Below are 26,046 nucleotides of genomic sequence, written 5' to 3' on the forward strand. Positions count from 1 at the left end.
GAGGTGACACAGGACCAGCCAAAACAACCAATTCATAAAAACAAATCGGTATCAACAAACTTGGCACACTATTGAGTTCTCAAACAACAGACACACCCGACACCACCCACACCCACAAAAGGTCCAGGATCGCTCCGGAGCAACTTTCCAAACTTACCAGACCAGCCCTCCCGGCACAACTCCCGAACCCGGGAACCACGCCGGACAAAACACCATCCGGGACCCCCGGAAACCGCACCGGAACACACAAAAGCGAACCAAGAACTGGTTTCCATTTGAAAGGGAGTCTGTCGCAATTTTTCCGCACCAGCGGCGGCGACTCGAACTACTCTACACACCACCAAGACCCCACGCAAATTCACCCAGATGTCACCTCCCGCGCCCCGAAACTCCGTAAAACACGCCGATTTCGGGCCCAGCGCTACCAGATTGAAGCCCTTTCGGACGGCAAACCACAAACATGCTGTGCGTCACATGAATCCCGGGCTTCACCGCCGCCACAGCGGCACAGGGCAGCGCACCAAACCGCCACCCGGCAAAACGGCGCCGCATCACGGAAAGTGATGCGGCGCCGTCGAACTCTAGCGGCCGTCGAACTCTAGCGAGCGTCGAACCCAGCAAATAGGCAAGCGATCTAATGCCCCGCTGCTCCGTCGGTCTTACGCATCATGGCAGAAAGCACCACGGCAACCACCGCAATAAAGGTGGCCGTCAGGAAGGCGGCCTGCATTCCGGCCACAAAACCGGACCCGGCGGACACCACGGCGAAGATCGAGACCAGGAGGGCTGTACCTGCGGCGCCGGCTACCTGCTGCAGCGTGCTCATGATGGCCGAGCCATGCGAGTAGAGGTGCGGCGGGAGCGGGTTGAGGCCCGTGGTGAACGCGGGCGTGAACAGCAAGGCCAGTCCCAAGCTGAGCACCGCGTAAAGGACGACGACCCACCACAACGGGCTGCCCGCCGTAAGCATCGAGAACTGCCAGAGAGCAAGGACCAGCAGCACGGAACCCGTCACGGTCAGAGGGAGCGGGCCGACTTTGTCGAACAGCCTGCCGACCACCGGGCCGAGCAAGCCCATCGCCAAGCCTCCCGGAAGGAGTGCCAGGCCCGTCTCCATCGGCTGCAAGTGGAGGACGTTCTGGAGGTAGAGCGGAAGCAGGATCACGCCGCCAAAGAGGGCCATCATGGCAACCACCATGAGGAGGACTGACACCGTGAACATGCGGAAGTTGAAAGCCCTCAGGTCAAGCAGAGGCGCGTCCGACTTCTGCAACTTGAGCTGGCGGAAAACGAACACCACCATGCACAAGACGCCCATCACCAGTGCAGCAATCGGCAAGGCCGTTGCACCGCTGTGGCCACCGATCTGGCTCAGTCCATAGACCAGACCACCGAAGGCCGGGACGGTCAGGACCACTGAGGCGAAGTCCAGCTTCACGTTGCCGCGTTCGCCCACGTTGGTCAGGAATCGGGCACCGATGGCCATCGCCAGCAAAGCGACGGGCAGCACGAAGACGAACATGAATCGCCACGAGAAGTGGTCCAGGATGATGCCGGAAACCGTGGGACCCAAAGCCGGCGCAACCGAGATCGCGATGGTTACGTTGCCCATCACCGCACCGCGGCGGGACAGGGGAACGAGCGTCAAGATGGTGGTCATCAGCAGCGGCAACATGATTGCCGTGCCACCCGCCTGGACGATTCGCGCCAAGAGGAGCACGCCGAACCCCGGGGCCAGGGCCGCGAGCAGTGTGCCACCGCTGAAGAGTCCGATCGCAAGGAGGAACGCAGCTCGAGTGGTGAGGCGCTGGAGGATGAAACCCGTGGTGGGTATGACCACGGCCATGGTCAGCATGAATCCCGTGGAGAGCCATTGGACCGTGGGTGCGTCAACGTTGAGGTCCGTCATGAGCCGCTGCAAGGCAACGTTCATGATGGTCTCGTTGAGGATCACCACGAAGGTGGCGACCAGAAGCGTGACGATAACGGTGACAGACTCCCGCGACATCTTGTCGCTGGCTTTTTGTGTCCCCGTTCCCGGCACGGGGTTGCCGTGCGCGTCTGACGTGACATCGGTAGACATGAGGATCCCTCAGCTTTGGGTGCGGTGGTATCCGGCGCTCGGCGCCGGTGAAGACTGCAACAGTCTAAGCCTCAACGGCATTCCCGTCAGCAGTTAATCCAAACGTTTGTGAGCCGACCACCGGAAGTTCAGGAATTCAGCGGCAAGTTGTCGATCAACCGCACAGGTCCTACCTTCGCCGCGATGATCGCGAGCCCTTCTCCCCGGAACGGAGTGTCCTGGCAGTTTTCGGCGAGCGGTTCCAGCGTGGCGGGATCGACGACGTCGAAATAGTCCAGCTTCACGAGGGGCTGCGATTCAACGAGTGCGACGGCGGAGTCAAGCCCCAGCGGTTCGTTCGCCAGCGCTCGGGACTCAAGAAGGCGAAGGGCGCGGGACAGCACCAAGGCCGCCTCCTGTTCTTCGTCGGAAAGGAAACGGTTCCGGCTGGAAAGCGCCAGTCCTTCCGCATTGCGCACGGTGGGCACTGCCACGATGTCCACCGGAAAACTGAGATCCGCCACCATCCGCTTCACGAGAGCCAACTGCTGGGCGTCTTTCTGGCCGAAGTACGCGCGGTACGCGGCAGCACCGCCGTCGACGGCTGGACCCCCGGGCAGGCCGTAGTGCAGCAGTTTGGCGACTACCGTGAGGGCGCCGTCGAAATGGCCGGGACGGGAAGCGCCCTCCCATTTCTCGCCGAGCGGCCCCGACGTCACACGGACCAGCGGCTCCCCGCCGGGGTAGACCTCGTCAACTGAAGGGGCGAAGACGAGGTCCACGCCCTCGGCGTCGAGGAGTGTCATATCCGCATCAAGGGTGCGCGGGTAGCGTTCAAGATCCGCGGCCTCTCCGAACTGCAAGGGATTCACGAAGATGGAGGCCACCACGACGTCGTTCTGTTCGACGGCGGCGCGGGCCAGCGCTGCATGCCCGGTGTGCAAAGCACCCATGGTAGGGACGAGGCCTTGCGAGTGGCCGCGCTTTTCTGCGAGCAACCGAGCGCTTTCGTTCCGCAGTTCCGATGCGGTGGTCACAAGTTTGATGGCCATTCTCAGTTTCCTTCCTGCATCCCGGCAGCGTCGCTGCCTGGACGGTCTTCGCCGTTGTCGGGCGTACTTGAGCCTTCCAAGGCGTTGTTGATCTCGCCGAGCTGGCCTTCCTTGAGCAGCCCACGGTTGACCGCTCGACGGGCAGTGGCCTGGGCCATGGCCTGGTAAGCGGCAAGGACATCGCCGCCGGCACCGGCGTCGTACTCCTTGAGGGCCTCGGTGTGAGCGGACACTGTTCCCACGTCTCCGCGGGCCACGGGCCCGGTCAACGCCGACTCGCCTGAGGCCAGCGCGTTCTCCAAGGTGGCGCGCAGCAAGGGGCCGAGCATTCGCTCGGGGGTATCGACGCCGATCTCGCGCAGCAGCTGGGAGGCCTGTGCAACGAGCGTGACCATATGGTTTGAACTGTGGGCAAGCGCTGCGTGGTAGAGCGTGCGATCGGCCTCGGCGATGGCCACCGGTTCGGCACCCATCTCCACCACGAGGGCCTGGGCGATGGGCAACATGGCGGCGTCGGCAGTAACGCCGAACGTGCAGTCCATGAGCCGGGTCAGGTCCAGGCTCATGCCCGTGAACGTCATGGCAGGGTGGAGGGCGAGTGGAATGGCACCGGCGGCGCGGACCGGCTTCAGTATTCCGACGCCGAAGCGGCCGGAAGTGTGCGCTACCAGTTGTCCGGGCTGCCACGCTCCGAGCTTCGCCAGTCCTTCCACGAGTTCGCCGAGGGCGTCGTCCGGGACGGCCAGCAGCACCAACTCTGCCCGTTCCACAATGTCCTGGATCTCCAGGACGGGGACCCCGGGAAGCAACGTTTCCGCCCGCTCCCGGCTCGCCTCCGAGACCGCGGAAACCCCGACGACGGCGTGTTCGGCTGCGCGCAAAGCCGCACCCAGGACGGCACCCACTTTGCCGGCGCCAATGATTCCAACGCCGAGTCGTCCTGGCCTAGCCATGGTGTGGTTCCTCCTGATTTGGTACGTGCTGTACTGAGACCGTGTTTGGCGGGGCTGGGAGCACCGGCAACGCCGCGGGCGGAAGCTGGGCCAGCCATTGCTCACTGCTCTGAAGCTTGCGAGCCGCCCGGGCACGGGCCGCCTGCTGGTCGAACAAGCCGACTGCTTCGTCGGTGGCTGCCTGGATGAGCCTGGGTGCCACCGGACCGGGGGTCGTGTGGAGTACGAGGTCGGCCACACCGAACAGCCGGGCCAACGGACCTTGGTGGAGGGCCATGGACTGTGTCCGCTGATGTGGAACCACTACCAACTTCCGCCACCAACGCCCGGAGCGCAGCAGCAAGGCCGTATCCGTGGCAAGGAAACCGTTTCGTCGCCAGCCCAACGGGGAAAGAATCCAGGCACGCCTTGGCGTGGTGATGAAACCGGCGTCGGAATCCAGGCCAGTCAAGCCGGCCGTGAACACGCGTTCCGGGTCGGTGATCCCGGGATCGGGCAGGACGAGCGAGAGCATCATCATCACTTCGAACTTCCGGCCGACGGGAAGCAGCATGGTGCGGTGCTCGGCTTCGCTGCGGTGGTGTTCACCGTAGCCGGCGACGTTGACGTGGATCCGATACCAGCCGAGGATGCGCCATAACGGGGGCTGCGTGACCTTGACCGCTTGGATCCGGCCCGGCGGCACAGTCTGGGCCTGGGTATCCAGGAGCCCGTAACGCAGGCGGATTCCGTCTGGGGAAATCGCCGCCGTGAAGTTGTAGCCCTTGTTGAACGAGCGCCAGTAAGCCGTACCCAGGCCGAGGATCGCCGGAATCAAGTAGAGGATGAACGCCCGGGACTCGGTCAGCACGGAAATCATCACGGACGCGATGGCGCTGAGCACGATGAAGAAGCTCTGCTCGCTCAGGATCAGCGAACCGACAAGCCTTCCGGGCGGGAGGTAAAGCACCACCTGTTCAGGAGCCTCAGGTACCTCGACCGTCTCGCTCCCGTCTGCAATGCCGGCCGCCCGGCCCAGAATCGTTGCACGGAGTTGCTTGGCCTGCGCGAGCTTGAGGTAAGAGAGCCGCACGGCCGAGTGGCCGGCGTCGGCGACCTCGAACTTCAGCTCGGCGAGGCCGAAAATACGGGCAAGCAGCGGCTGCACGATGTCGATGGCCTGGACCCGGTCCAGCCGGGCCTGGCGTTGCTGTTTGAACAGGAAACCGGTGTTGACCCTGACGTAGCCTTCCGCAAGCTGATAGCGCGTGAAGTACCAGCTGAGGACGAAGGATCCCAAGGCCAGCAACAGCACGAGGGCGCCCCCGGCCAAGAGCCAGAGCGTGCGCTCGTTGAAATTGTCGCCAATGGTTCCGCGGCCCTGGAGTGCCCGTTCGAAGGTGTCGCGGCCAAAGAAATAAACGATCGCGGCGAGTGCCACCCATCCCCGTACGAACGGCGACGCCGGGTGCACACGGTGCCAGTCGCCGTCGACGGCGGTCTGATCCTGGGTCACAGCCCGGCCAGCCTCGCTTCACCGCGGGCCGAAAGCTGCTCGCGCAGCCGTGCGCCTTCAGCGGCAGGGAGTCCGGGCAAATGGGCATTGGTTCCGGCCGCGGCGGTGTGGAGTTTGAGGGTGCACAGCCCGAGAAGGCGTTCGACGGGTCCAACGGCAACATCGACGTACTGCATCCGGCCGTAGGGAACCACCATGGTCCGCTGGAAGAAGATGCCGCGGCGGATCAAGAGGTCGTCGTCGCGTTCTGCATAGCCGATGGCTCTCACCTGCCGCGGAATCAACACGAGCCTCCACAGGGCAAGCAGCAGAAAGGCCGCTGGGACGGCGATGGCGAACCACAGCGGCGGCCACTTCCACCACCCCAGTTGCACGAAGAGCAAGGGCAGGCTGAAGACGGCGACCATGAGCACGTTGCCAAAGGCCCACTCGACGAGCCGCACGGTCACGTATCTGGGCGATACGCGCAGCCAGTGGATACCAGGAGGGTCAATCGCCGCGGTATGCATACTCGCCTTCGCCCTTGGCCTCGCCGCGGCGCTTATCCTGGACGCCGGCGCCGCCTTCGAGATCTTCCGGGGGGATCCGGCAGAACCGTTCCACCACGATCCCGACGATGGTCATGATAAGCCCGCCGCCGCCCATGATCAGCGCAAGCCAGAAGATGCCCTGATCACTGCGGAGGCTCCAGATCCGGAGTTGCTCCAACACGATTCCCACGTGCCAGCCGAGCAGCACGGTGCCCGCGTAAGCGCAGGCTTGGGCTAGGAGCAGGGTTCGCGCGGCCAGGATGGGGTTGAGCATCGTCTTCTTCTTGCCGCTGCGCCAGCGCAGGACGCGGATGCCCATGATCAACGTGAGCACGACGATGACACCCATGGTCACCAAGGCGGAAGGAGGAAGTACCGGCGTCGCCATGCTGTATCGGGTGGTGAGCACGGACGCCAGCCAGCCAACTGCGGCGAGAACGACGGTGATGATCGCCAACAAGAGCGGACGCATGGCCTTCATGGGCTATTCCACCGCTCCAGCGGCAGCGACGCTGCCGGACCCGTCGAAACCATCGAACGGTCGAAGCCCGGGAAAGTCCTCGGCTTTGGCGGCCAGTTCGGCGACACTCTCGCCGTTGAGCCGCGCGGCAGGGTCCAGGAGGGCCCATGGATACAGCACGAAGGCGCGCTCCGCAGCCCGAGGATGTGGCAGGGTCAGGGTTTCGTCGTCGCTGGTGAGGTCCCCGTAAACGATGATGTCCACGTCCAACGTGCGCGGACCCCAGCGAACTTCGCGGACCCGATGGTGCTTTTGCTCGACGTCGTGGCAGTGCTGCAGCAGGTCGAGCGGCGCAAGGGTGGTTTCAACGGCGATCACCATGTTGAGAAAGTCCGGCTGCCCCACGGGTCCGCCCACGGCCTTTGTCTGGACCACGGGAGAGACGCCAAGCATGCGGATTTCCGGGCGGTCCACAAGGTCTGCGACGGCGGTGGACAGGGTATCGTTCCGCTCGCCCAGATTGCTGCCGAGCGCCAGGATGGCTTTCGTGAAACGGGAGGTCATGCACGCTCCCTGTGGACACTGACGGTGACGTCGCCAAACGGCACTTCGATGGGAGCCTTGGGTTTGTGGACGGTTACATCGACGGCGGCGACGTTGAAGGCGGCCAAAATGCCTTCGGCGATGCGCACCGCGAGGGCCTCGATCAGGTTGAGTGGCTCGCCCGTAATGAGGGACGTAATGTACTCGGCCACTTCACCGTAGTGTGCCGTGTGCTGCAAGTCGTCGGTTTCCGCGGCCTTGCTGAAATCGGTATACAGCACCGCGTCAACGACGAACGGTTGTCCGTCCCGGCGCTCGAAGTCGAAGACGCCGTGATGCCCGACGGCGGTCACGCCGGTGAGTGTGATCTTGTCCAAACCGATTCCTCCCCCTTTGCTCACGAAGCTTAGTGTCTGACGCGCGCGGCAACCTTGACAGCGTCAAGGCTGGGGCCGACGTCGTGGACTCGCACGGCCCAGGCGCCGTTAGCAGCGCTGATTGCCGTGATGGCAGCCGTGGCATGGTCCCGTTCCTCCGGTGCCGCCGCCTTGCCGGCAACGGTCAGGAGCGTTCCGAGGAAGCGCTTGCGGGAAGCTCCTATCAGGACCCTGTGGCCAAGTTCATCAAGCTTGCCGATGTACTTGAGGAGTTGCCAGTTCTGGTCCTCGTCCTTGGAGAAGCCCAGGCCCGGATCCACAATGATCTGTTCCGGTGACACACCTGCCGCATAGAGCTTGTCGCGGACGCCCCTGAGCTCGTCGATGACCTCTTCCACTACATTGCCGTAGTCGGCAAGGCTGTTCATGGTCTCGGCGTCGCCCCGGCGATGCGTCAGGACATAGGGCACCTTGGAGCGTGCGACGAGCTCGGCCATCTCCGGTTCGATGCTCAACCCGGAAACGTCGTTGATGATCGCGGCCCCGGCGTCGACGGCCGCTGCGGCCGTCGACGCGTGCGTCGTGTCGATGCTGACGAGCGCTCCAGCCTTAACGAGGGCCTGGATCACCGGCAGGACGCGCCGCTGCTCTTCTTCGGGGGAGACAGGCTCGGCGCCCGGGCGGGTTGATTCGCCGCCGACGTCGATGATGTCCGCACCCGTGTACAACATGCGCAAGCCGTGCGCTATCGCCGTATCCGCCGTGGGGTGCTTACCGCCGTCGCTGAAGGAATCCGGAGTGACGTTGAGAATTCCCATGACAAGCGTACGGTCGGCCGGCAGGTCCGCAAAGCGGGCGGCTGGACGGGGTTTGCGGAGGATAGGCAGTGGGCTGGTTGCCGGGCCTGTTCCCGGTGCTGCTGCGAGGGAATCCATGGTCTTTGTTACCTTCCGAGTATGAGGCTCATGGCTTCGGCGCGGGTGGCCGGGTCATGAAGTTGCCCGCGCACTGCGCTGGTGACGGTCTTGGCGCCGGGCTTGCGGATGCCACGCATGGACATGCACATGTGTTCACATTCGATGACGACGATCGCTCCCCGGGGCTTGAGGTGGGTCACGAGCGCTTCGACGATCTGGGTGGTCAGGCGTTCCTGAACCTGGGGACGGCGGGCGTAAATGTCCACGAGGCGGGCCAGCTTGCTCAGGCCCGTCACCTTGCCATCGTGGGAAGGGATATACCCAACGTGCGCGACGCCGTGGAATGGTACCAAGTGGTGTTCGCACGTGGAGTAGAACGGGATGTCCTTGACCAACACGAGTTCCTCGTGGTCGAGGTCGAACGTCGTGGACAGAACATGCTCGGGATCCTGGTGCAGGCCCGCGAAGACCTCGGCATAAGCTTTGGCAACGCGCTTTGGCGTGTCCAGCAGTCCACCACGGTCCGGGTCCTCGCCCACCGCAATGAGGATCTCGCGGACAGCCGCCTCAATGCGCGGGCGGTCGACCTTGTGCGAGTGGTGTCCATGGCCGTGGCTGTCTGAGGATTTCCCCTCGCCCGAACCGCCGAAGGCATCACTTGCGGCACTGCTGAAGTCGTCGTCGTCGATGTGAGTCACAGCAGAAAGCTTAGCTGTGTTGCGAAACGTCGGTGCCCGCGTCAGGTCCGTGACCCGTGAATGACTCCTGGCTGCCGACGCCCTGCGGATGCGGCGGCTGTGCGTCCAGAGGTTCTTCGAGACGAGCATTCTTGGCTTGTTCTTGTGCCTCGCGCTCGGCCTTCTCCGCGCGGGACTCCACCGGCGGAATAGTCTGGACCGGACGGGATTCCTTGGAGAGCCATACCTCGCGGAAGTCCCGCTTCCGGATGTCCCGGAAGATGTAGGCGATCTCGGACTGATTCAGCGTTTCGCGCTCGAGCAGTTCGAGGGCCAACTGGTCCAGGACGTCGCGGTTCTCGGTCAGGATGGCATAGGCCTCGTCGTGGGCCTGGTCGATGAGGCGGCGCACTTCCTCGTCAACGATGTACGCCACGGAGTCCGAGTAGTTGCGTTCCTGTGCCATGTCCCGGCCGAGGAACGGCTCACCGCCACCAACACCAAGCTTCACGGCGCCGATGCGCTCACTCATGCCGAACTGGGTGACCATCTTGCGGGCTGTTCCGGTGGCTTTTTCGATGTCGTTCGAGGCGCCCGTGGAGGGGTCGTGGAAGACGATTTCCTCGGCGACGCGGCCACCCATCGCATAGGCCATCTGGTCAAGGAGTTCGTTACGGGTGATCGAGTACTTGTCGTCCTCGGGGACCACCATGGTGTAGCCGAGGGCGCGGCCGCGGGGCAGGATGGTGATCTTGGTGACCGGTGCGGAATTTCGAAGGGCTGCCGCCACCAAAGCGTGGCCACCTTCGTGGTAAGCGGTGATCTTCCGCTCCATTTCCTTCATGACGCGGCTGCGCTTCTGCGGACCGGCCATGACGCGGTCGATTGCCTCGTCCAGTGCACGGTCGTCAATCAGGTTGGCATTGGACCGGGCAGTGAGGAGGGCGGCCTCATTGAGCACGTTGGCGAGGTCTGCACCCGTGTAGCCAGGGGTCTTCTTGGCGACGCCCTTGAGGTCGACGCCGTGCGCCATCGGCTTGCCCTTGGCGTGGACATTCAGGATCTGTTCACGACCAACCAAGTCCGGGGCTTCCACGGTGATTTGCCGGTCAAAGCGGCCTGGCCGGAGCAAAGCGGGGTCCAAGACGTCCGGTCGGTTGGTCGCAGCGATCAAGATGACGTTGGTCTTGACGTCGAAGCCGTCCATTTCGACCAGGAGCTGGTTCAGGGTCTGCTCGCGTTCGTCGTTGCCGCCGCCAATGCCGGCACCGCGGTGACGGCCAACGGCGTCGATCTCGTCAACGAAAATGATGGCCGGCGCGTTGGCCTTCGCTTGCTCGAAGAGGTCCCGGACACGCGAAGCACCGACACCGACGAACATCTCCACGAAGTCCGAACCGGAGATGGAGAAGAATGGGACGCCGGCCTCACCAGCGACTGCGCGGGCCAGGAGGGTCTTGCCAGTGCCCGGAGGACCGTAGAGGAGCACGCCTTTGGGGATCTTTGCGCCGACTGCCTGGAACTTCGCTGGTTCCGCGAGGAATTCCTTGATTTCTTGGAGCTCTTCAACGGCTTCGTCCGCACCGGCGACATCCGAGAAGGTCACTTGTGGCATGTCCTTGTTGACGAGCTTGGCCTTGGACTTGCCGAACTGCATGACCTTGGAGCCGCCGCCCTGCATCCGCGAGAGCAGGAACCAGAAGAGGACGCCCAGAAGGAGCACCGGGACAAGGAGCGAGAACAGTCCGGAGAACCAGTTGTTCTCAACGGGCTGGTCAGTGAAGCCCTTGGCTGGCTGGGCGTTGGTGACAGCCTTGACGACGTCTCCGCCGCGAGGGGTGACATAGAAGAACTGGACGTTCTTGCCCTTATCCTGGCCGTCGATCACCAGGTTGTCTTTCAGCGTCAGATCAACGCGGTTCTCGGCGTCGTAGATCTTGGCTTGCTCCACTTTCCCGCTTTGTGCAAGAAGCGCAAGGCCCTTATCGGTGTCGATACGGGTTGATCCGCCGGGGGCAAGGGTTGCAAATGCCACCAGGAGCAAGCCGACTACGACAACAATCCAGATGCCCGGGCCCTTGAAGAAACTCTTAGCTTTCATCTGTTCGGGGGCTCCGCCCCGTCCCTCCTGGTAGTGCTGCACGGCGCAGCTTCTGCGCGCGTGTGGTGCTGCGTCAGTTTCTAGCTTTACACCGTTCGGAGTGATTCACGCATAGTAAGGGGCAAAAGTTCCCTCTAGGCGTACACAGACGTGTACTTGTGCAAGCTCCTAGCTCACCGTGCACACCGGATTGCTTCCGGCCAGTCCCATGGAAGCGTTTGCCGTGGCACGTGTGGAGACCCATCCCGTGCCGTCCTTCGTCTGCAGATAGACGCCGAATGTTCCGCCGAGCAATCCGCTCAGGACTCCCGATTTGAACTGCGTCGTGTACACCCCATTAACGGGGCCGGTGGTGGCCAGGCTGCTTCCCGGAGTCACGGCCGTCAGGTTTGAAAGCAATCCCCCGTTTGCTACGTAGTAATTGACGTTTGCCGGTACCCCATACCCTGTTCCCGCCGGGAATTGCCAGTTGACCGTGATCACCGGGTCGGTCCCGGCCGCGCCGGGGCTGAGTGTACAGGGGCTGATCATCACGGGAGGTGGAATGGTGGCCGCCGTCAGAGCGCCGGTGCCGAACTCTGAACTCGTCCAGCTCGCATCGCTTGCCGAGGTTCCGGCCGGAAGGCCCAGCAGGGCCGCCGCAACTCCGGCCACCGCGACGGCTGGCCTCAGGCCAGGAAAATGCGCGAACCCCCTTCGCCGTTCGGGTGTCTTCATCAGTCCTCACCCGGCCCACGGGCAGGCGTCGTGGCACCGGCTGCAACGGCTCGCGCACCGGCGAGCCTCGACGCGAAGGCTCCCGCCAGGACGGCACCCAGGCCAAGTAGCGCAAAAATGCCCAAGCGGAATCCCGTATCAGGGAGGCCGATCGTTGGAAACTCCTTCGCCGGTTCCGGCTCTCCGGCGGCATCCACCCGCGCGGCAATCCTCGTTGAAAGCCCTTGTACGCTGTTGCCGGCCGCAGGCGACAATGTGACGGTGAGCAGCAGCTCGACGCCGGCCGGGATTCCTCCGTCGGGATTTGCGAGACTGACCGTGCCCAAGTCACTGAGGGAAGAAAGCGTCGTCGCCGAAATGACGGTGTTTTCGCCAGACGGGCAGGCCCCCGACACCCACTCCGTGCGGCAACTGCGTACGTCCACGGTGACAAGTCGCGCCAAGGAGTCCGGTACGGCAAGTTGCCCAAGCGCGCCCTCAGCCCGCAGCCGCATCCGCAAATCGTGCAGCGTCACCGCCCTGCTCGTCACCCCGATGCTCCATCTGCTGGTGGACCCGGGTGCGAGGACTGCTGGCGGATTGTTGCCGCCGTGCCTCAATATCAAGTCCGGCCCGTCTGCCGTAGCGTATGCCGGTGCGGCGGTAAGCAGACCCAGCGACACCGCGACGGCTGCCGCGGCAGAGCGCCAGCGGCTCGCACGTCCAATCATGGACCCCCCCTTGTGCCGCGCCCGCCGGGCTCTCCCCGGCCGGGCGCCGTCCGGCCTGGCTCCCTCCGGCCTGGGCCACAGCGCCCAAGTCACCAATGCAGCGACGCCAAGCGTAGTGCCGCCCAGCACCCAAGGGTTCGATGCACCGGCAACAACGTAGGCAATTCCCGGCACCGAATAGAGCACTGTGCGGACTTTGGAGACGGTGTAGGGTGCAGGATCCTCCACATGGTTGGCGTCGCCCTTGAGCGTGAGGACGGCCATGCCGCCGGCGATCATGCGCGAAGAAGTGACCCGGTGGGTGACGGGCAGCTGCCCTGGACGGTCCACCGTGACGACGTCTCCAATCCGGACCTCCGACACCGGGACTTCCCGCACGACCGCGAGCGATCCAGTGGGGATGGTGGGCGACATCGAGCCGGTCTTGAACATGATGAGCGTGATGTGGAAAAAGACGGCGGCCAGCGTCAGGAGGATACAGATCGCGCCGCCGATCGCTGCGAGGTTAAGGAGCGTCTCCCGTACGACGTCGGCTGGGCGCCTGCTATTGCTGCGTTTCCTCTGCGGTCTTGCCGGCGCCAGGGTTACAGTCATGAGTCCGAGGTCCCCTTGATTTCCCACGTGACATTGACATTCGTGCCTTGCAGGGCGTTGTCTGCGGACGCTTTCATGGTGATTTCGAAGCATAGCTGCGTGGGGCTGGCCAAGCTCGCGGCCACCGCGGTTGCTGCCCCGGAGGTGGTTAGCGGCACCTTCGAAGCCGACGAACCCACGATGTAGCTTGCCCCGGCGGTGAATTGGCTGGAATCGCATGTTCCCGACGAGTAGCGCACCACCCTGTAATCCAAGGCAGCTGCCAAGGAGGCATTGCCGGTAGCGGTGGCGCCTTGGAGTGCCAAGGACCCGGAAAGCGATCCAGCCGTGGTGCGGACCCAGATAGGGGCGTAATTGACTGATGTTGGTGACATTCCCGCGGGATTGAAGGCCAGGATCGCGGCTGAGCCGGCAGCAGGGTGTGCCAGCCAAGTCCCCCCGGAATTGATGGAGGATTCGATCTGGAAGGAGCTGGCCGTGAAGGTTCCCGAAGCGAACTCGGAATCATTCCACGCAGCAAGGGTCAGACCACTTCCAACGCCCAGGACCAGTCCTCCGGCCAAGATGGCGCGCACACGGAGGAACGGCTGGCGGACCTTCCCTGGCTGACGAGCCGTCCTGCGTCCGGTCATGGTCGCTGATTAGGAAGTTGAAGCCCCGGCGAGCTGCCACGTGGCCGTGCCGCTTTGCCCCTGGACCAGCCCTGCCGCTGCGGTCACTTTGAAGCAAAGGAACACCGCGCCGCCGGGATTGCTCGTGGGGCTGCCGGCGTTGAGGTTGAAGGTGACACCGCTCAGTGCACCGTTGAGTGCGGTTCCCGCTGGCACCAGTTCGGTTCCCGTGGTGCCGCTAGAGCAGCCGAAGGACGTAGTTTCAAGGAGTTCGTAGCTCAGGTTAGCTACCGACCCGGTGGCAGTGGCGGTGTTCACCGTGACGGTGGACCCCGTGGTGGTATTGGCCGCCAGCCGCACCGCGAAGGGTGCGTAGACAGTGTCCCCAGGCGCCAGATTGGCTGGGTTGAGGGTGAATGGCAGGGTCGCTCCCGGAGAGGCCGCATGATCCGAGTAGGCCGTGCCGTCCGTGCTTCCCTGAAGATTGAAGGTACCCGCCGTGAAGGTTCCGGTGGCGAACTCGGAATCGTTCCAGGCAGCCAACACCACTGCGGCGCCGACCCCTAGAACCAAACCGCCAGCCAAAAGTGCCCGGACCTTCCCACGCCTTGACGATGAAACCGAATCCATATTCAAAATGCCCCCCCAGGTCAAGTCAAACGACTATTTGAGCTGAACGCTAACACGCAAATTGCCCCTTATCGACAGCCCTCCCCGAATGAGTTAAAAGAAGAAGTCGGCCTCCCCTTTGGGCGACCGACTTACCCGGACCACTCTCGAACTTGGCGGCAATGATGCTGCGATCTTCCTTGAGGACGCTGTCCTGGACGATGTCCGTTTAGCTCGGCTGTGTGTGGCAATCTTCGATTCCACGGGCCAGATCTGCATGAATGGCAAAAGAGTCTACGTGCACCGCTCGCGCCTGGATGAACTCGTTGCCGGGCTCTCTGCCCGGCTCGACAAGGTTGTCATCGGTTACGGTCTCGACGAAGGAACCACGATGGGTCCGTTGCACTCCCCCGCGCAAAAGGAATTTGTGGAAGAGCTGATCCCCGGAGCTGCGAGTGGTCACCCAGGAACAGTTCGGACCGGTTATTCCCCTCATCCCGTTCGACACCGAAGCCGAAGCGATCGCCGCCGCCAACAATTCCTGGGGCGGACTGGGAGGGTCCGTGTGGACCGCGGATGCAGACAGGGCGAACAGCGTTGGTGCACGGCTCGTCTGCGGCCATGTCTGGGTTAACGACCACGGCGCGACCCGCCTGGACCTCCGAGCACCCTTTGGCGGCATGAAACAGTCCGGGATGGGACGCGAACAGGGCATCGAAGGCATCCGGGCCTTCCAAGACAAGCGCTCGATCGCGCACCTGGACGAAGCGGCGGCCGCTCACTGAGATCAGGCGATCTTCGGGGATTGATTATCTCCCAAGGAGGGGGGCCACCTACCGAAAGATGGTAGGTGGCCCCTCCTTTTCGCTCGTCAGCTAATTTCCATGGTCACTATCGCCGGACCACTGGGGGAGGCCTCAGCAGCCAGGCCGGTCTTTGAGGTGACTGCCCCTGAGACGCAGCACGCCATTTTCTCCGTGGCGTTCTTCTGGCGTGAACTATAGAAGACGTCGCGATGGCCCCACAAGAACCTGTAGTCCCAGGCTCGGGACCTTGACGACGAATTCCTCCGGGTCATACCAACCGCTGTTGCCGAAAGTCTCAAAGCGGAGATTGGGATAGCTCAGCCCGCGCTCGGTCCAGCTGCGGCGGACGGCGTCCATGAGCCGGATGGTACCGCACATGTACAGCCCCGTGTCTTCCGTGGCGCCGGCCAACACGGGGGCGTCGCCGTCAACGTCGAGCACGTCGATGATCATGCCTTGCAGGAGAAACCCCGTGACTGCCTTCTCTCCCAAGGGCAGCGAACCGAACTCGACAAGTGACGAGTCGCTGCTCGCTGATGTACCGGGATTCGAACGGGGCGCACTCCGCCCGGTACGGATACTAGGCCGAGATGGCCCTCGAGACGGACACTCCGCTTTGTAGGGATAGGCCCTCCCCGCATCCCGTGTCCGTCATTCGCCCACCATCCGTGCCGCTTCCTGGCTGATGAAATCCACGGTGTGGGAGATCACCAGGTCACGTTGAGGGAACTGTGCCCAACCGTGGTCGGCGCCGTCCACGACGATCAGCTCGGCGCGGTCGCCATAGACCTGCAGGTAGCGCTCGGCGTAGGACAACGGAATGAAGTCCGCCGTTCCGTGAAGCAGACGGACCGGCCCGGCGTAGCCGGATGCGCGGCCGTAGACGTCGAACGATACTGCGTCCTCTCGCATCGCCGGACCCATCCGCATGCCGAGGAAGTCGAAGTATCCCTCGGAATCCAAGGTTTCCAACGATTGTCCCTGCAGGGTGCCGCCGCGGATCTCGTCCGCGAACATCGCCGCAGTCGACCACATAGTGACCGAGCGGAGCGGCAGCGCGGACTCCGCCGCGACGGTGGAAGCGATGACTGATCCCAGACTCATGCCGACCAGATGCAGATTGCCCGCATCGACGGCGTCGAGGTCAGCGATGGCCGCCAGGACCTGGTGCGCCTGACGGACGTCCAGAGAGACGGTGGTGTCGAAGAACTCTCCGTCGCTCTCGCCGTGGCCGGCGCGGTCATAGGCGATCACTCCGATGCCATTCGCTGCGAGTTGACGTGCAAGAGTGACGAACAGCCGGGTTGTTTCCACCCGCGAGTTCCCGAAACCGTGGAAGAGCACTGCGGTCGGGCCCGGCTGGTGGGGCGATGGTGAGTAGTGGGTGCCGCGCAAGCGGAGCCCGTCTACGGTGGTCTGAAACGGCCGAATCACGGTCATGATTGCTCCCTCGGAATGGATGGTCGCGCCGTGTTTAGGCGTTGACAGAATTAGGGGTGTCAGGTTCGGGTTCCACCTCCGGCGAGACAAGCGCCGACTCGAGGTCGAATTCGTTACGGGCGTTCCGGCGGAAACCGAGCCAGCCGATGAAGAACCCTGTTGCTGCGAGGACTGACACGCCGATGTAGAGTGCGCTCGGATTGAGCAAGACGAGCGCCGGCGTCACGATGTTCAGACCTGCGGTCGCGAACCGGGAGATTGCGTAGACAGTTCCTTGCGCCGTTGCCCGCAGCATTGTCGGAAACGATTCCTGGGTCCAGACCTTCATGATCGTCTCGAAGCAGAAGGCACTGAAGAACACTGTGGCCACCGTACTGACGATGAGCATGGGAAGGCTGAATCCGAAGACGACGGGAAGCAGGTTCGCGACGACAACTCCAAAGGAGCCCACCACGTAATAGGACATCCGAAGTTTCGTGTCCACGACGGCCATAAACCAGATCGCGGCGACGATTGCGGCGGGCATCGCGAGAGTGGTCCACGAGTTGTACTCCGCGATCGAGGCGCCTGTGACGTTGACCGCGACGAAGGTGCCGAAGCTTCCCGCTACGCTGGTGGCCATCGCGGCAAGCACGTAATAGCCGATCAGGGTCAAGAACGGACGACGGTACGGGGTCTGCCCGAAGTCGCGCAGACGGACAAGCTCAGCACGAACAGTGTGGATTCCAGCGCGGCGCTCGTTGCGCGCAGCTAGCCAGACCGCGGATTCAGGAATCGTCAGACGCAGCAGGAGTACACCGAGGGCCACCGCCGCGAAGGTACCGAAGATGACCAGTCCGCCTGTGGGGCCGGTGGCGCCGAAATTGATGGCCAGCAGCACAGCGAGGAGGATGCCGAAACCGCCCAGCAAGTTGGAGAAAACCAAGATCTTGCCGCGATTTCGGTCCGTCGCCGCCTCGGAGATCGTTGCCAGCGCGACCGGGAGATCCGCCCCCACGCCGATTCCGATCAAAGTGACGCCGATGAGGAGGGTCGGAAAGGTCGCATCGAGGAGAGGAATGGCGGCGCCGACGGCGGTGAGAGCCATTGTGGCGATGAAAACCGTGCGGCGGCCCCAGCGGTCGCCCAACCTGCCGCCCAACAGCGATCCGATCGCCACGCCCGCGGTGAGGGCGCCGGTGAGCAGACCGACGTCGTTTGGGGTGAGGCCCGGCATGTCGGGCTTGAGGGCCTGGAACAGCACCAGCGCGATCGGAATCCCGGTCGTGATGCCGGTGTCCACAAATGTCGCCAGGCCGCAGACGATACCGACCCACCATGCATTCGGTGCTGGCCTACCTTTGTCTGACTTGGACATGCGAATACTCCTTTGTAGTCGGATTGCCGAACGCGCAGAACGTACTGGTCGGCCTGTGTCGGCGTCCAGACATCGTGCTACATCGATTCTGTAACAGTCAAGATTAGAATAATTTTATTTCGAATGATTGACATGTTGAACTATATGGGCTGTCATTGAGGTCAGCCTGGTGCGCGACGGAGGTGTACGGAATCGCCGTGCACCGCAGAACCCCAAGGAGAGAGATGATCCTCGAAGGAAAAGTTGCAATCGTCACTGGCAGTGGCCGGGGATTGGGTTTGGCATATGCCCAGGAGCTTGCGCGGCAGGGCGCTGCCGTGGTGATTAATGATGTTGACGAGGCCGTTGCGGACGAAGCAGTGGCAAGTATTGTCGCTGCGGGCGGCAAGGCGGTTGCCGCCACGGGGGCCGTGGGCTCTGCGGCGACCGCCAAAGAGTTGGTGAGCACAGCCGTCGGGACTTTCGGACGCGTGGACATTCTGGTGACCAACGCAGGTGTGCTGCGGGACAAGTCTCTGCTGAAGATGACCGATGAAGACTTTGATCTGGTCATCAATGTTCACCTGCGCGGCACTTTTACCTGCGTCCGTGAGGCTTTCGGCTATTTCAAGGAAAAAGGTGTGGCGGGGCGCATTATTGCCATCGGGTCTCCCACCGGGCAGCGCGGCAACTTCGGCCAAACTAACTACGCCGCTGCCAAGGCGGGAATTGTGGGTATGGTGCGTACCTGGGCCCTTGAAATGAAGCGATCCAATGTGACCGCCAACGTGGTGATCCCCGTGGCAGCCACTGCGATGACGGAATCCATTCCCTTCTTTGAAAAGGCTGTCCAGGCTTCTGCCCGCGGCGAAGCGATGCCGGACTTTTTCCGGAAGGACCTCGGTTTTGGCACAGCGTCCGACGTCGCAGGGCTGGTGGCATTCCTCGCCTCCGACGCGGGCGGGAAGATTACCGGGCAGGCGATCGGCGTGGGCGGTGACCGTTTGCAGCTCTGGTCCCACCCCGAAGCCGTGGCTACCGAATACCACGACGGCGGCTGGAGCTGTGAGGAGCTCGCCTCCTCTTTTAACCGTCTTTTCGGCGATAGGCTTCAGGGTGTCGGCGAGACGTTCCCGGAGTTGCCCGCAGAGTTGCGTCCCGAACCGGCACCGGCTAGGTAAAGCGCCATGAGCTACGTATCCGCTTTGGACGTTGCTTCGCTGACGGCGATTGACATGCACGTCCACGTGGAAGTGGACGGCCGCGGGCACAACGCCCTGCCACAGGAACTCATCGACGCGGCAAGCAGGTACTTCAAGACGGACGGCCCCCGACCGGGTTTGGACGATATCGCCCGGATGTACCGTGAACGGAAGATGGCCGCCGTCGTCTTCACGGTGGATGCCCGCCGGGCATTGGGCCATTTGCCCAATAGCAGTGAAGAAATCGCGTTGGGCGCTGCCCGCAACAACGACGTGCTGATTCCTTTCGGTTCCGTGGATCCCACCACCGGCGCGGAAGCCCTTGAAAGGGCTCGGCTGCTGGCAAGGGATTACGGCGTACGCGGGTTTAAGTTCCACCCGACAGTGCAAAACTTCAATCCGTCGGATCAGCAGTTCTACCCGCTGTGGGAGCTATTGGAGTCCTTTGGTCTCCCAGCCGTCTTCCACACAGGCCAGGCAGGCATCGGTTCCGGGTTGCCAGGCGGATTCGGCTTCAAACTGGGTCTGTCCAATCCGATGCTGCTCGACGCCGTGGCGGCGGACTTTCCGGAGTTCCAGGTCATCATGGCGCACCCTTCAGTGCCATGGCAGGACGAGGCCATTGCCGTAGCCACACATAAGGCAAACGTGTGGATCGACCTTTCCGGCTGGTCACCGAAGTACTTCCCCGAGAAGCTGGTCCAACAGGCAAACTCAGTCCTGCAGAACAAGGTGCTGTTCGGTTCCGACTTCCCACTGATCACACCCGACCGCTGGATGAACGACTTCGCTTCCCTCGCGATCAAGGACGAGGTTCGGCCAAAGATCCTCAAGGACAACGCTGCGCGGCTGCTGGGATTAGACAAGCAATCCTCGCCATGACCGGCCCCTTCCCGGTCATCCCCAACACTCAAGGAGCATCATGAGCACCACAACTGTAACTTTCGAAGAACTGGCCGGCATGGAAGGCCACGACTTGGGCTATACCGGTTACATCGAAGTGACCCAGGAACAAATCGACACTTTCGCTGACGCCACGGGCGACCACCAGTGGATCCACACAGATCCGGAAAAGGCCAAGGACGGCCCTTTTGGCGCACCTATCGCGCACGGCTTCCTCACGCTATCCTTGGCCATCCCGTTCTGGACGGAGCTGCTGGACGTTACGGGAGTGAAGACCAAGGTCAACTATGGGTTGGAAAAGGTCCGCTTCCCGTCCCCGGTAAAAGTGGGCTCAAAGATCCGTATGGGCGCAACCATCGCGGATGTCAGCGAAATCGCCGGGTGCGTTCAGATCGGCGTGGACCAGATCATCGAAGTTGAAGGCGGCACCAAGCCAGCCGTCGTCGCACACTCGCTTTACCGCTTTTATGCCTAGGGAACGTTCGACGGCGGGCGTTCGGCAACGCCGGCCAACCGCCGTCGAACGATCCTCTCATCACAGGAAGGCCCGGTTCACATGGACAACCAAGGTGTGGGTTCGTGGATGCAACGACGCAGGCACAAATCCGCCACCAAGACCGCTTTAATCTTCTGCGACTCCGCCATCAGTTACGGTGAGCTGGCCGAACGGGTAGACCGGCTGGCCAATGCGTTGCGTTCCCGCGGCGTACAGCGCGGCGACCGCGTGGCCTATCTCGGCGAAAACCATCCCTCGTTCCTGGAGACTTTTTTCGCCGTAGGCACGCTCGGGGCCATTTTCGTACCCCTGAACACCAGGCTCGCTCTGCCGGAAATCCAGTTCGCACTGCAGGATTCGGGATCCGTCGCCCTGATCAACGCCGAAAACCTGGAGGGACTGGCCCGCACGGGCAGCACCGACACGGACGTTCGGCATCGATTTGTTGTCCGGGATACGGAATCAAGTCCGACCGGGAAAGGCGCGGAAGACTATTCGGAGGTGCTGGCAACTGCTTCCGCTGATCGCATCGACATCCAGGTAGCCCTGGACGACACCGCAATGATCCTCTACACCTCGGGCACTACGGGACGTCCTAAGGGTGCTGTGCTGACCCACGGCAACATCACTTGGAACTCCTACAATGTGCTGGTGGACTATGACGTGCTCAGCACTGACGTCGTGCTGGTGATCTCTCCGATGTTCCACGTTGCCTCATTGGGCATGGCGGTCCTGCCGGTGCTGCTCAAAGGCGGAACGGTCCTGCTTGAACCAGGGTTTGTCCCCGGCCGGGCGTTGTCCCTGATCGAGATATACCGTGCCACCATGATCGGCGGCGTCCCGACAACCTACCAGATGCTGGCCGGACACGAAGCGTGGGCATCTACTGACATCAGTTCATTGAACAAGCTCACTTGCGGCGGTTCCGCTGTACCGGTCCGCGTGATGGAAGCATACGAGAACCGTGGGTTGTCCTTCTCCGGCGGTTACGGCATGACCGAGACTGCGCCTGGTGCCACCAGCATGCAACCGGATAGGAGCAGGGAGAAAATGGGTTCGGTGGGTCTGCCGCATTTCTTCACCGATGTGCGCATCGCGGACCCGCTCGGCACCATTCAGGAACCCCATGCTATCGGGGAGATCCAGGTGAAAGGTCCAAATGTCATCCGTGAATACTGGTGCCGGCCGGAGTCCACAGAGAGCAGTTTTGTCGACGGCGGGTGGTTTCGCTCGGGCGATATGGGACACAAGGACGAGGAAGGCTTCGTGTACGTCTCGGACCGGCTCAAGGACATGATCATCTCCGGCGGGGAGAATATCTATCCGGCCGAAGTGGAACAGATCATCATCGAGCTCGAAGGAGTAAGCGGTGTTGCAGTCATCGGCATTCCGGACGAGAAGTGGGGCGAGGTCCCGCGGGCCGTCGTTACCGTGCGCGATGGTTTCACTATCACCGAAGACGACGTCCGGGCACACCTGGACGGGCGGGTAGCCCGTTACAAGATCCCCAAGTCTTTAGTGGTCGTGGAGGAATTGCCACGGACAGCCAGTGGAAAGATCCGCAAAGCGGCCTTGCGCGGCTCGTACACGGAAAGTAAAGGAACCGGACTCCACCCCACATCCCGTGCCGTCGAAGATGACGGCTCTTAAGGACAAGACATGGCCGTGGACGAAATGAAGGCAGGGACCCGTTTTGCTGTGCTGTGCTGTGCTGTGCTATCGGCGATGCCGTCCACTCGCCAGAGCGGCACGATACGACGAAGTATCTCTACGTGGACACCGAAGATCATGGCTGAGTCCGCAGGCAACAACCAGATCGGCGTTGCGGCCGGCATCCTTGTCAGTACGGGCGGCATTGTTGGTGCCCTTGGCTTCGGGATCTTTTCGACTTGGATCAAGAACCGCCTCCTGAACACCTTCTGCCTCGTTCTTGCCGGCATCGCCCATGTCGGCCTCGCCAGTTCCTTCGGCACTATCGGCCTCGCGTTGGCTCTGGCTGCTATCGCTTGCATGCTCACCAACGCGGGAGTGGCCGGCTACTACACGATTGTGCCTCCGCCGTATTCGGCAAAAGCGCGGGCTTCGGGATTCGGCTGGATGATCGGCGTCGGGCGCTTGGTCTCCATTGCCGCGCCCATCCTGGTGGGATATCTCATCGCAGCCGGCATGCCCCGGTCCTCACCTCTGCGCCGGCGACCGGTTCCCTCCCCGAGTGACCGGTCAATTGCTATTGGCTATTCGTCACGTCCAAAAGATGGTCCGTTAGTCCGTGGGAGTGAATGCAGTTCTTCGAAGGAGGCTGCGGAGTTGCTCGCGTTCTTCCGCACTCAGTTCCCGGAGCGAGATATCCTCGGCTTTTCGAACGATTTCAGACGCACGCTTGCATAAGCTCCTGCCCGAGCTGGTTGCGCGGATGGCTCTGGAGCGCCGGTCGCTCTGGTCGTTGAGTCTTTCCACAAGGCCGCGGCGCTCCAAGTCGTCCACCAGCGTGACGATCTGGCTCGGCGCCAGACATAGGAAGTCGGCCAGCTCACGTTGGGAAGGCGAGTTGGGCGTGCAAGCGAGGGCTAGGACCGAGTAGGACCGCACCTTCAACTCCAATGGCGCCAGCATGGCGTTGGCCCGTGCGGTTCCGATGCTGAGTGTCCGTGCCGCCAGGAACTCGGTTTCATGGACAAGGGCGCTGGCGAGCAAATCGCCGGCGATCTCCGTATTTACTCCGGTCACTGGTCCAGCATGCCTTTCGTCGGGAACCACCAAACATGGCTTTCTCAACGATACCCCGGGACCGATAAACAGAATTGTTTCATTTAGGATGATCTGTTTCCTCATGTGAATCCCTCCGGATGAGTAGTGCTGTTGTCCCGGTGAAGTAGGAAACGAAGAAGCTTGCGTAAGAGGCGAGGTGTCCGGCAACGCGGGAGTTCAGGCAGCACAATGCCGGCAGCACCGGTCCCGGCGACCACGACGTGCCGTTCCTTGACCGCCCCGACGATGGCGGGCTGGACCACGACCAGCGGATCCGCCCGTGGTATTCGAGCTCTGCAGGATAAAGTAGCGCCGCCCCCGTCGTTGGCGGCCGGCAGCTGCCGGTCCCGGTCGCTTCACCGGTGGATCATCAGCTCCCGATCAATCTCAACAACGACGGCGGTACTGGCTGTCGCCGTCGTCATTCTTCCGGAGTGGGTCGCCACAGCGGCGGTCACGAGACCTCGATGGTCACTATCGCCGGACCACTGGGGGAGGCTTCAGCAGTCAGGCCGGTCTTTGAGGTGACTGCCCGTGAGACGCAGCACGCCATTTTCTCCGTGGCGTTCTTCTGGCGTGAACTATAGAAGACGTCGCGATGGTCGATGGCGCCCTCTAGCTGGAGGATCCTGACCTCGCAGAGCCCGCACTCGCCCTTGCGGCAGTCGAACATCATGTCCGCCCCGGCGTCCTCAAGCGCTTCTAGCATGGAACGTCCAGGCCCCACAAGAACCTGCAGTCCCAGGCTCGGGACCTTGACGACGAATTCCTCCGGGTCATACCAACCGCTGTTGCCGAAAGTCTCAAAGCGGAGATTGGGATAGCTCAGCCCGCGCTCGGTCCAGCTGCGGCGGACGGCGTCCATGAGCCGGATGGGACCGCACATGTACAGCTCCGTGTCTTCCGTGGCGCCCGCCACAAGCGCGTCCACGTCCAGGGATGTGCCTTCGTCATCGATGTGGACCACGAGATTCTCTCCGTGCAGATCCTGCAATTCCTCCAGGTAGGCCATCGCTGCGCGGTTACGGCCTGCATAGACGAAGGTGTAATCCGCTTTGAGGTTTCTGAGCACCTGGGCCATGTTGATCATGGCGGTGATGCCAATCCCGCCGGCCAGCAGGATGTACCGCTGCGCGCCCACGCGGAGCGGGAAGTTCTGTAGCGGCTGGGTGATCTCCAGCTGGTCCCCAGGTTGGAGTGCGTGGATGAAAAGAGAGCCCCCGCGGGACAGCGGCGCCTTCAGCACGCTGATGACCAGCTGGGTGCCGTCTTCGGCGGATTCGACGATGGAGTAGGAGCGTTTGTCTTGGTGACCATCGATGCTGACCATGACGTCGATGTGCGAGCCCGGTTCGGCGGTTTTGGGCCGCGATGGCTCCAACACGACACGCTGGACATTGGCGGCTATGTTCCGGACCTCGACAACCGTGCCCAGCTGCCAGACCTCAATATTTGTTGCTGCCATTGCTTGTTTAGACCTGTCTCGTAGTTGGCTGTCCCCGGCTAGGCGCCGGGAACCAAGCGCCCTTCGGATTCGAGCTGGCGTTCGATGAGGCGCCGCACCCACATGCCTCCGGCGTCGATGTTGAGGTTGTAGAACTCGTAGTCCGGATTGGCGTCGATGGCCGCCTGCTGCGCGGCGAGCATGGCCTCGTCTTCCCCGAAGACGCCGTGCACACCGTCGCGCAGCTGGGTGGTGATGAGCTGGCTGTCCAGCCGGTAGTTGCGCATGAACGCCCAGAAGTAGTGGCAGGACTTGTCGCTTTCGGGAGTGATCGCGTTCATCACGAAACCGTTGACCCCCTGGCTGCGGTCACCCTCGTAGGCGCCCGTGCCGGCTTTGGTTACGCCGACGTCGATGTTGATAACAGACGGGGACCGGAAAGTGATGATCTGCCAGCGATCCACTTTCCCCTCGAACCCGGGGAACTTGTCCCGCATGTTCTTGAGCCAGAAGGGGGGAGCGTCGATGTTGAACATCCAACGGGACACTGTCACGGTCCCGTCGTCGTGTGTGACCACGAAGTCAGATTCACTCAGCTCTTCCTGTCCGATCGAGGAGGAGTGGATGAATTCCTCGTGTGTGAGGTCCATGAGATTGTCCAGCACCAACTGGAAGTTGCACGGCGCGTGAATGGTTTCGCCATCCCCGGCCCATTCCGGGGAGTCCAGCTGGTGCATGTCCGGAACCAGCTCCGGGTCAGCCTTGGTGGGGTCGCCGAGCCAGACCCACACATAGCGGTGGCGCTCCACAACGGGGAATGATGGCACTGTGGCACTGGGGTTGATGGTCTCCTGCGCAGGCATGGAGACGCAGCGGCCCGCGGAGTTGTAAACGATGCCATGGTACGGGCACTGGATCTGGTCCTTGCCGAGGGTCTTGCCCAAAGACAGCGGGGCCAGCCGGTGCCAGCACGCGTCAGCCAAGGCCACCGCCTTGCCGCCCTCCGTGCGGTACAGCGCTAGCGGGCGGCCAGCTACCTTGCGCGACATCGGCTTGCGCGTCACCTCCTTGTCCCAGGCAGCGACGTACCAGACGTCCAGCGGGTAGCCGAGGACCTTGTTGGTGGTGGAGCTCTGTGTCCGGACTTCAGTCACGGTTCTTCCTTCCAGTCGCCGGGCCGGCGTCGACAATGGCGCCGCCAGAATACCTATCTCCATAGTTAGTGCCTTGGATCACAAACTATCTATCGATATAGTTATTGGC

At 62.5% G+C, this 26,046-nt stretch carries 25 protein-coding genes and 2 pseudogenes; 6 read left to right on the forward strand and 21 right to left on the reverse strand.

Going from position 1 to position 26,046, the window contains the following annotated elements; translation table 11 throughout:
* Nucleotides 1–634 precede the first annotated feature (634 nt).
* From HNP00_RS18380 to HNP00_RS18450, 15 genes are all read right to left on the reverse strand, one after another.
* The gene (locus HNP00_RS18380; RefSeq protein WP_184741172.1) at nt 635–2,083 is read right to left on the reverse strand and encodes an MDR family MFS transporter; all 1,449 of its coding nucleotides are present in this window, start codon (nt 2,081–2,083) and stop codon (nt 635–637) included.
* A 128-nt stretch (nt 2,084–2,211) separates the two neighbouring features.
* Entirely contained in the window at nt 2,212–3,114 is a 903-nt protein-coding gene (gene panC, locus HNP00_RS18385; protein WP_184741173.1) for a pantoate--beta-alanine ligase, read from the reverse strand.
* A gap of 2 nt (nt 3,115–3,116) precedes the next feature.
* A complete protein-coding gene (locus tag HNP00_RS18390; protein WP_184741174.1) occupies nt 3,117–4,067 on the reverse strand; it encodes a Rossmann-like and DUF2520 domain-containing protein in 951 nt (316 codons plus the stop codon).
* The gene (locus HNP00_RS18395) at nt 4,060–5,562 is read right to left on the reverse strand and encodes a PH domain-containing protein (protein ID WP_184741175.1); all 1,503 of its coding nucleotides are present in this window, start codon (nt 5,560–5,562) and stop codon (nt 4,060–4,062) included. The genes HNP00_RS18390 and HNP00_RS18395 overlap by 8 nt, the downstream gene beginning before the upstream one ends.
* Nucleotides 5,559–6,071 carry a PH domain-containing protein gene (locus HNP00_RS18400; RefSeq protein ID WP_184741176.1) on the reverse strand — a complete coding sequence of 171 codons (513 nt, stop codon included), beginning with the start codon at nt 6,069–6,071 and terminating at the stop codon, nt 5,559–5,561. Before HNP00_RS18400 ends, HNP00_RS18395 begins: the two co-directional genes overlap by 4 nt.
* Complete coding sequence (locus HNP00_RS18405) at nt 6,052–6,573, reverse strand: DUF3180 domain-containing protein (protein ID WP_184741177.1); 522 nt, start codon at nt 6,571–6,573, stop codon at nt 6,052–6,054. The genes HNP00_RS18400 and HNP00_RS18405 overlap by 20 nt, the downstream gene beginning before the upstream one ends.
* 3 nt (nt 6,574–6,576) lie before the next feature.
* A complete protein-coding gene (folK, locus tag HNP00_RS18410; RefSeq protein WP_184741178.1) occupies nt 6,577–7,116 on the reverse strand; it encodes a 2-amino-4-hydroxy-6-hydroxymethyldihydropteridine diphosphokinase in 540 nt (179 codons plus the stop codon).
* A complete protein-coding gene (folB, locus tag HNP00_RS18415) occupies nt 7,113–7,472 on the reverse strand; it encodes a dihydroneopterin aldolase (protein ID WP_184741179.1) in 360 nt (119 codons plus the stop codon). Before folB ends, folK begins: the two co-directional genes overlap by 4 nt.
* Before the next feature lie 29 nt (nt 7,473–7,501).
* Complete coding sequence (gene folP, locus HNP00_RS18420) at nt 7,502–8,407, reverse strand: dihydropteroate synthase (RefSeq protein WP_184741180.1); 906 nt, start codon at nt 8,405–8,407, stop codon at nt 7,502–7,504.
* Nucleotides 8,408–8,415: 8 nt separating this feature from the next.
* Nucleotides 8,416–9,087, reverse strand: coding sequence for a GTP cyclohydrolase I FolE (gene folE / locus HNP00_RS18425; protein WP_184741181.1), 672 nt, complete (start codon nt 9,085–9,087; stop codon nt 8,416–8,418).
* A 10-nt stretch (nt 9,088–9,097) separates the two neighbouring features.
* Nucleotides 9,098–11,167 (reverse strand): ATP-dependent zinc metalloprotease FtsH, encoded by a 2,070-nt coding sequence (gene ftsH, locus HNP00_RS18430; RefSeq protein WP_184741182.1) that lies wholly within the window; start codon nt 11,165–11,167, stop codon nt 9,098–9,100.
* Nucleotides 11,168–11,335: 168 nt separating this feature from the next.
* Complete coding sequence (locus HNP00_RS18435; RefSeq protein ID WP_184741183.1) at nt 11,336–11,884, reverse strand: hypothetical protein; 549 nt, start codon at nt 11,882–11,884, stop codon at nt 11,336–11,338.
* Complete coding sequence (locus tag HNP00_RS18440; RefSeq protein ID WP_184741184.1) at nt 11,884–13,188, reverse strand: signal peptidase I; 1,305 nt, start codon at nt 13,186–13,188, stop codon at nt 11,884–11,886. The genes HNP00_RS18435 and HNP00_RS18440 overlap by 1 nt, the downstream gene beginning before the upstream one ends.
* Nucleotides 13,185–13,820, reverse strand: a complete 636-nt coding sequence (locus tag HNP00_RS18445; protein ID WP_184741185.1) for a SipW-dependent-type signal peptide-containing protein — start codon at nt 13,818–13,820, stop codon at nt 13,185–13,187. Before HNP00_RS18445 ends, HNP00_RS18440 begins: the two co-directional genes overlap by 4 nt.
* 9 nt (nt 13,821–13,829) lie before the next feature.
* Nucleotides 13,830–14,384, reverse strand: coding sequence for a SipW-dependent-type signal peptide-containing protein (locus HNP00_RS18450; RefSeq protein ID WP_260405054.1), 555 nt, complete (start codon nt 14,382–14,384; stop codon nt 13,830–13,832).
* A gap of 163 nt (nt 14,385–14,547) precedes the next feature.
* Between HNP00_RS18450 and HNP00_RS23480 the strand changes: the two are divergent.
* Nucleotides 14,548–15,193: pseudogene (locus HNP00_RS23480) on the forward strand (aldehyde dehydrogenase family protein).
* Between the two features lie 213 nt (nt 15,194–15,406).
* On the opposite strand, the gene HNP00_RS23485 reads toward HNP00_RS23480, so the two are convergent.
* From HNP00_RS23485 to HNP00_RS18470, 3 genes are all read right to left on the reverse strand, one after another.
* Nucleotides 15,407–15,667: a hypothetical protein gene (locus HNP00_RS23485; RefSeq protein WP_260405055.1), complete on the reverse strand. Its 261-nt coding sequence runs from the start codon at nt 15,665–15,667 to the stop codon at nt 15,407–15,409.
* 198 nt (nt 15,668–15,865) lie between these two features.
* Complete coding sequence (locus HNP00_RS18465) at nt 15,866–16,654, reverse strand: alpha/beta hydrolase (protein ID WP_184741187.1); 789 nt, start codon at nt 16,652–16,654, stop codon at nt 15,866–15,868.
* Nucleotides 16,655–16,688: 34 nt separating this feature from the next.
* Nucleotides 16,689–18,011, reverse strand: coding sequence for an MFS transporter (locus HNP00_RS18470; protein WP_184741188.1), 1,323 nt, complete (start codon nt 18,009–18,011; stop codon nt 16,689–16,691).
* A 224-nt stretch (nt 18,012–18,235) separates the two neighbouring features.
* On the opposite strand from HNP00_RS18470, the gene HNP00_RS18475 reads away from it, so the two are divergent.
* From HNP00_RS18475 to HNP00_RS23490, 5 genes are all read left to right on the forward strand, one after another.
* Nucleotides 18,236–19,171 (forward strand): SDR family NAD(P)-dependent oxidoreductase, encoded by a 936-nt coding sequence (locus tag HNP00_RS18475; RefSeq protein WP_184741189.1) that lies wholly within the window; start codon nt 18,236–18,238, stop codon nt 19,169–19,171.
* 6 nt (nt 19,172–19,177) lie between these two features.
* Nucleotides 19,178–20,074, forward strand: a complete 897-nt coding sequence (locus HNP00_RS18480; RefSeq protein ID WP_184741190.1) for an amidohydrolase family protein — start codon at nt 19,178–19,180, stop codon at nt 20,072–20,074.
* A 40-nt stretch (nt 20,075–20,114) separates the two neighbouring features.
* The gene (locus tag HNP00_RS18485) at nt 20,115–20,570 is read left to right on the forward strand and encodes a MaoC family dehydratase (protein WP_184741191.1); all 456 of its coding nucleotides are present in this window, start codon (nt 20,115–20,117) and stop codon (nt 20,568–20,570) included.
* Nucleotides 20,571–20,651: 81 nt separating this feature from the next.
* Nucleotides 20,652–22,241, forward strand: coding sequence for a long-chain fatty acid--CoA ligase (locus HNP00_RS18490; RefSeq protein ID WP_184741192.1), 1,590 nt, complete (start codon nt 20,652–20,654; stop codon nt 22,239–22,241).
* Nucleotides 22,242–22,379: 138 nt separating this feature from the next.
* Nucleotides 22,380–22,979, forward strand: a complete 600-nt coding sequence (locus HNP00_RS23490) for a hypothetical protein (RefSeq protein WP_260405067.1) — start codon at nt 22,380–22,382, stop codon at nt 22,977–22,979.
* Between the two features lie 18 nt (nt 22,980–22,997).
* Here the strand turns inward: HNP00_RS23490 and HNP00_RS23690 are convergent.
* From HNP00_RS23690 to HNP00_RS18510, 3 genes and pseudogenes are all read right to left on the reverse strand, one after another.
* Nucleotides 22,998–23,423, reverse strand: a pseudogene (locus HNP00_RS23690) (MarR family winged helix-turn-helix transcriptional regulator); the annotation flags it as partial.
* A gap of 370 nt (nt 23,424–23,793) precedes the next feature.
* Nucleotides 23,794–24,804, reverse strand: a complete 1,011-nt coding sequence (locus HNP00_RS18505) for a PDR/VanB family oxidoreductase (RefSeq protein WP_184741195.1) — start codon at nt 24,802–24,804, stop codon at nt 23,794–23,796.
* A 38-nt stretch (nt 24,805–24,842) separates the two neighbouring features.
* Nucleotides 24,843–25,937 carry an aromatic ring-hydroxylating dioxygenase subunit alpha gene (locus HNP00_RS18510; RefSeq protein WP_184741196.1) on the reverse strand — a complete coding sequence of 365 codons (1,095 nt, stop codon included), beginning with the start codon at nt 25,935–25,937 and terminating at the stop codon, nt 24,843–24,845.
* Nucleotides 25,938–26,046 lie beyond the last annotated feature (109 nt).

The organism is Arthrobacter sp. AZCC_0090, assembly GCF_014207375.1.
Taxonomy (GTDB): domain Bacteria; phylum Actinomycetota; class Actinomycetes; order Actinomycetales; family Micrococcaceae; genus Arthrobacter.

What these genes read in the sequence shown, in the direction of transcription:
- panC (WP_184741173.1), bottom strand. Translation starts at nt 3,114, where the DNA reads ATGGCCATCAAACTTGTGACCACCGCATCGGAACTGCGGAACGAAAGC.
- folK (WP_184741178.1), bottom strand. Translation starts at nt 7,116, where the DNA reads ATGACCTCCCGTTTCACGAAAGCCATCCTGGCGCTCGGCAGCAATCTG.
- HNP00_RS18435 (WP_184741183.1), bottom strand. Translation starts at nt 11,884, where the DNA reads ATGAAGACACCCGAACGGCGAAGGGGGTTCGCGCATTTTCCTGGCCTG.
- HNP00_RS18440 (WP_184741184.1), bottom strand. Translation starts at nt 13,188, where the DNA reads ATGACTGTAACCCTGGCGCCGGCAAGACCGCAGAGGAAACGCAGCAAT.
- HNP00_RS23485 (WP_260405055.1), bottom strand. Translation starts at nt 15,667, where the DNA reads ATGATCATCGACGTGCTCGACGTTGACGGCGACGCCCCCGTGTTGGCC.
- HNP00_RS18490 (WP_184741192.1), top strand. Translation starts at nt 20,652, where the DNA reads ATGGACAACCAAGGTGTGGGTTCGTGGATGCAACGACGCAGGCACAAA.
- HNP00_RS18470 (WP_184741188.1), bottom strand. Translation starts at nt 18,011, where the DNA reads ATGTCCAAGTCAGACAAAGGTAGGCCAGCACCGAATGCATGGTGGGTC.
- HNP00_RS18505 (WP_184741195.1), bottom strand. Translation starts at nt 24,804, where the DNA reads ATGGCAGCAACAAATATTGAGGTCTGGCAGCTGGGCACGGTTGTCGAG.
- HNP00_RS18405 (WP_184741177.1), bottom strand. Translation starts at nt 6,573, where the DNA reads ATGAAGGCCATGCGTCCGCTCTTGTTGGCGATCATCACCGTCGTTCTC.
- HNP00_RS18445 (WP_184741185.1), bottom strand. Translation starts at nt 13,820, where the DNA reads ATGACCGGACGCAGGACGGCTCGTCAGCCAGGGAAGGTCCGCCAGCCG.
- HNP00_RS18480 (WP_184741190.1), top strand. Translation starts at nt 19,178, where the DNA reads ATGAGCTACGTATCCGCTTTGGACGTTGCTTCGCTGACGGCGATTGAC.
- HNP00_RS18400 (WP_184741176.1), bottom strand. Translation starts at nt 6,071, where the DNA reads ATGCATACCGCGGCGATTGACCCTCCTGGTATCCACTGGCTGCGCGTA.
- folP (WP_184741180.1), bottom strand. Translation starts at nt 8,407, where the DNA reads ATGGATTCCCTCGCAGCAGCACCGGGAACAGGCCCGGCAACCAGCCCA.
- HNP00_RS18465 (WP_184741187.1), bottom strand. Translation starts at nt 16,654, where the DNA reads ATGACCGTGATTCGGCCGTTTCAGACCACCGTAGACGGGCTCCGCTTG.
- HNP00_RS18390 (WP_184741174.1), bottom strand. Translation starts at nt 4,067, where the DNA reads ATGGCTAGGCCAGGACGACTCGGCGTTGGAATCATTGGCGCCGGCAAA.
- HNP00_RS23490 (WP_260405067.1), top strand. Translation starts at nt 22,380, where the DNA reads ATGGCTGAGTCCGCAGGCAACAACCAGATCGGCGTTGCGGCCGGCATC.
- HNP00_RS18475 (WP_184741189.1), top strand. Translation starts at nt 18,236, where the DNA reads ATGATCCTCGAAGGAAAAGTTGCAATCGTCACTGGCAGTGGCCGGGGA.
- HNP00_RS18485 (WP_184741191.1), top strand. Translation starts at nt 20,115, where the DNA reads ATGAGCACCACAACTGTAACTTTCGAAGAACTGGCCGGCATGGAAGGC.
- ftsH (WP_184741182.1), bottom strand. Translation starts at nt 11,167, where the DNA reads ATGAAAGCTAAGAGTTTCTTCAAGGGCCCGGGCATCTGGATTGTTGTC.
- HNP00_RS18380 (WP_184741172.1), bottom strand. Translation starts at nt 2,083, where the DNA reads ATGTCTACCGATGTCACGTCAGACGCGCACGGCAACCCCGTGCCGGGA.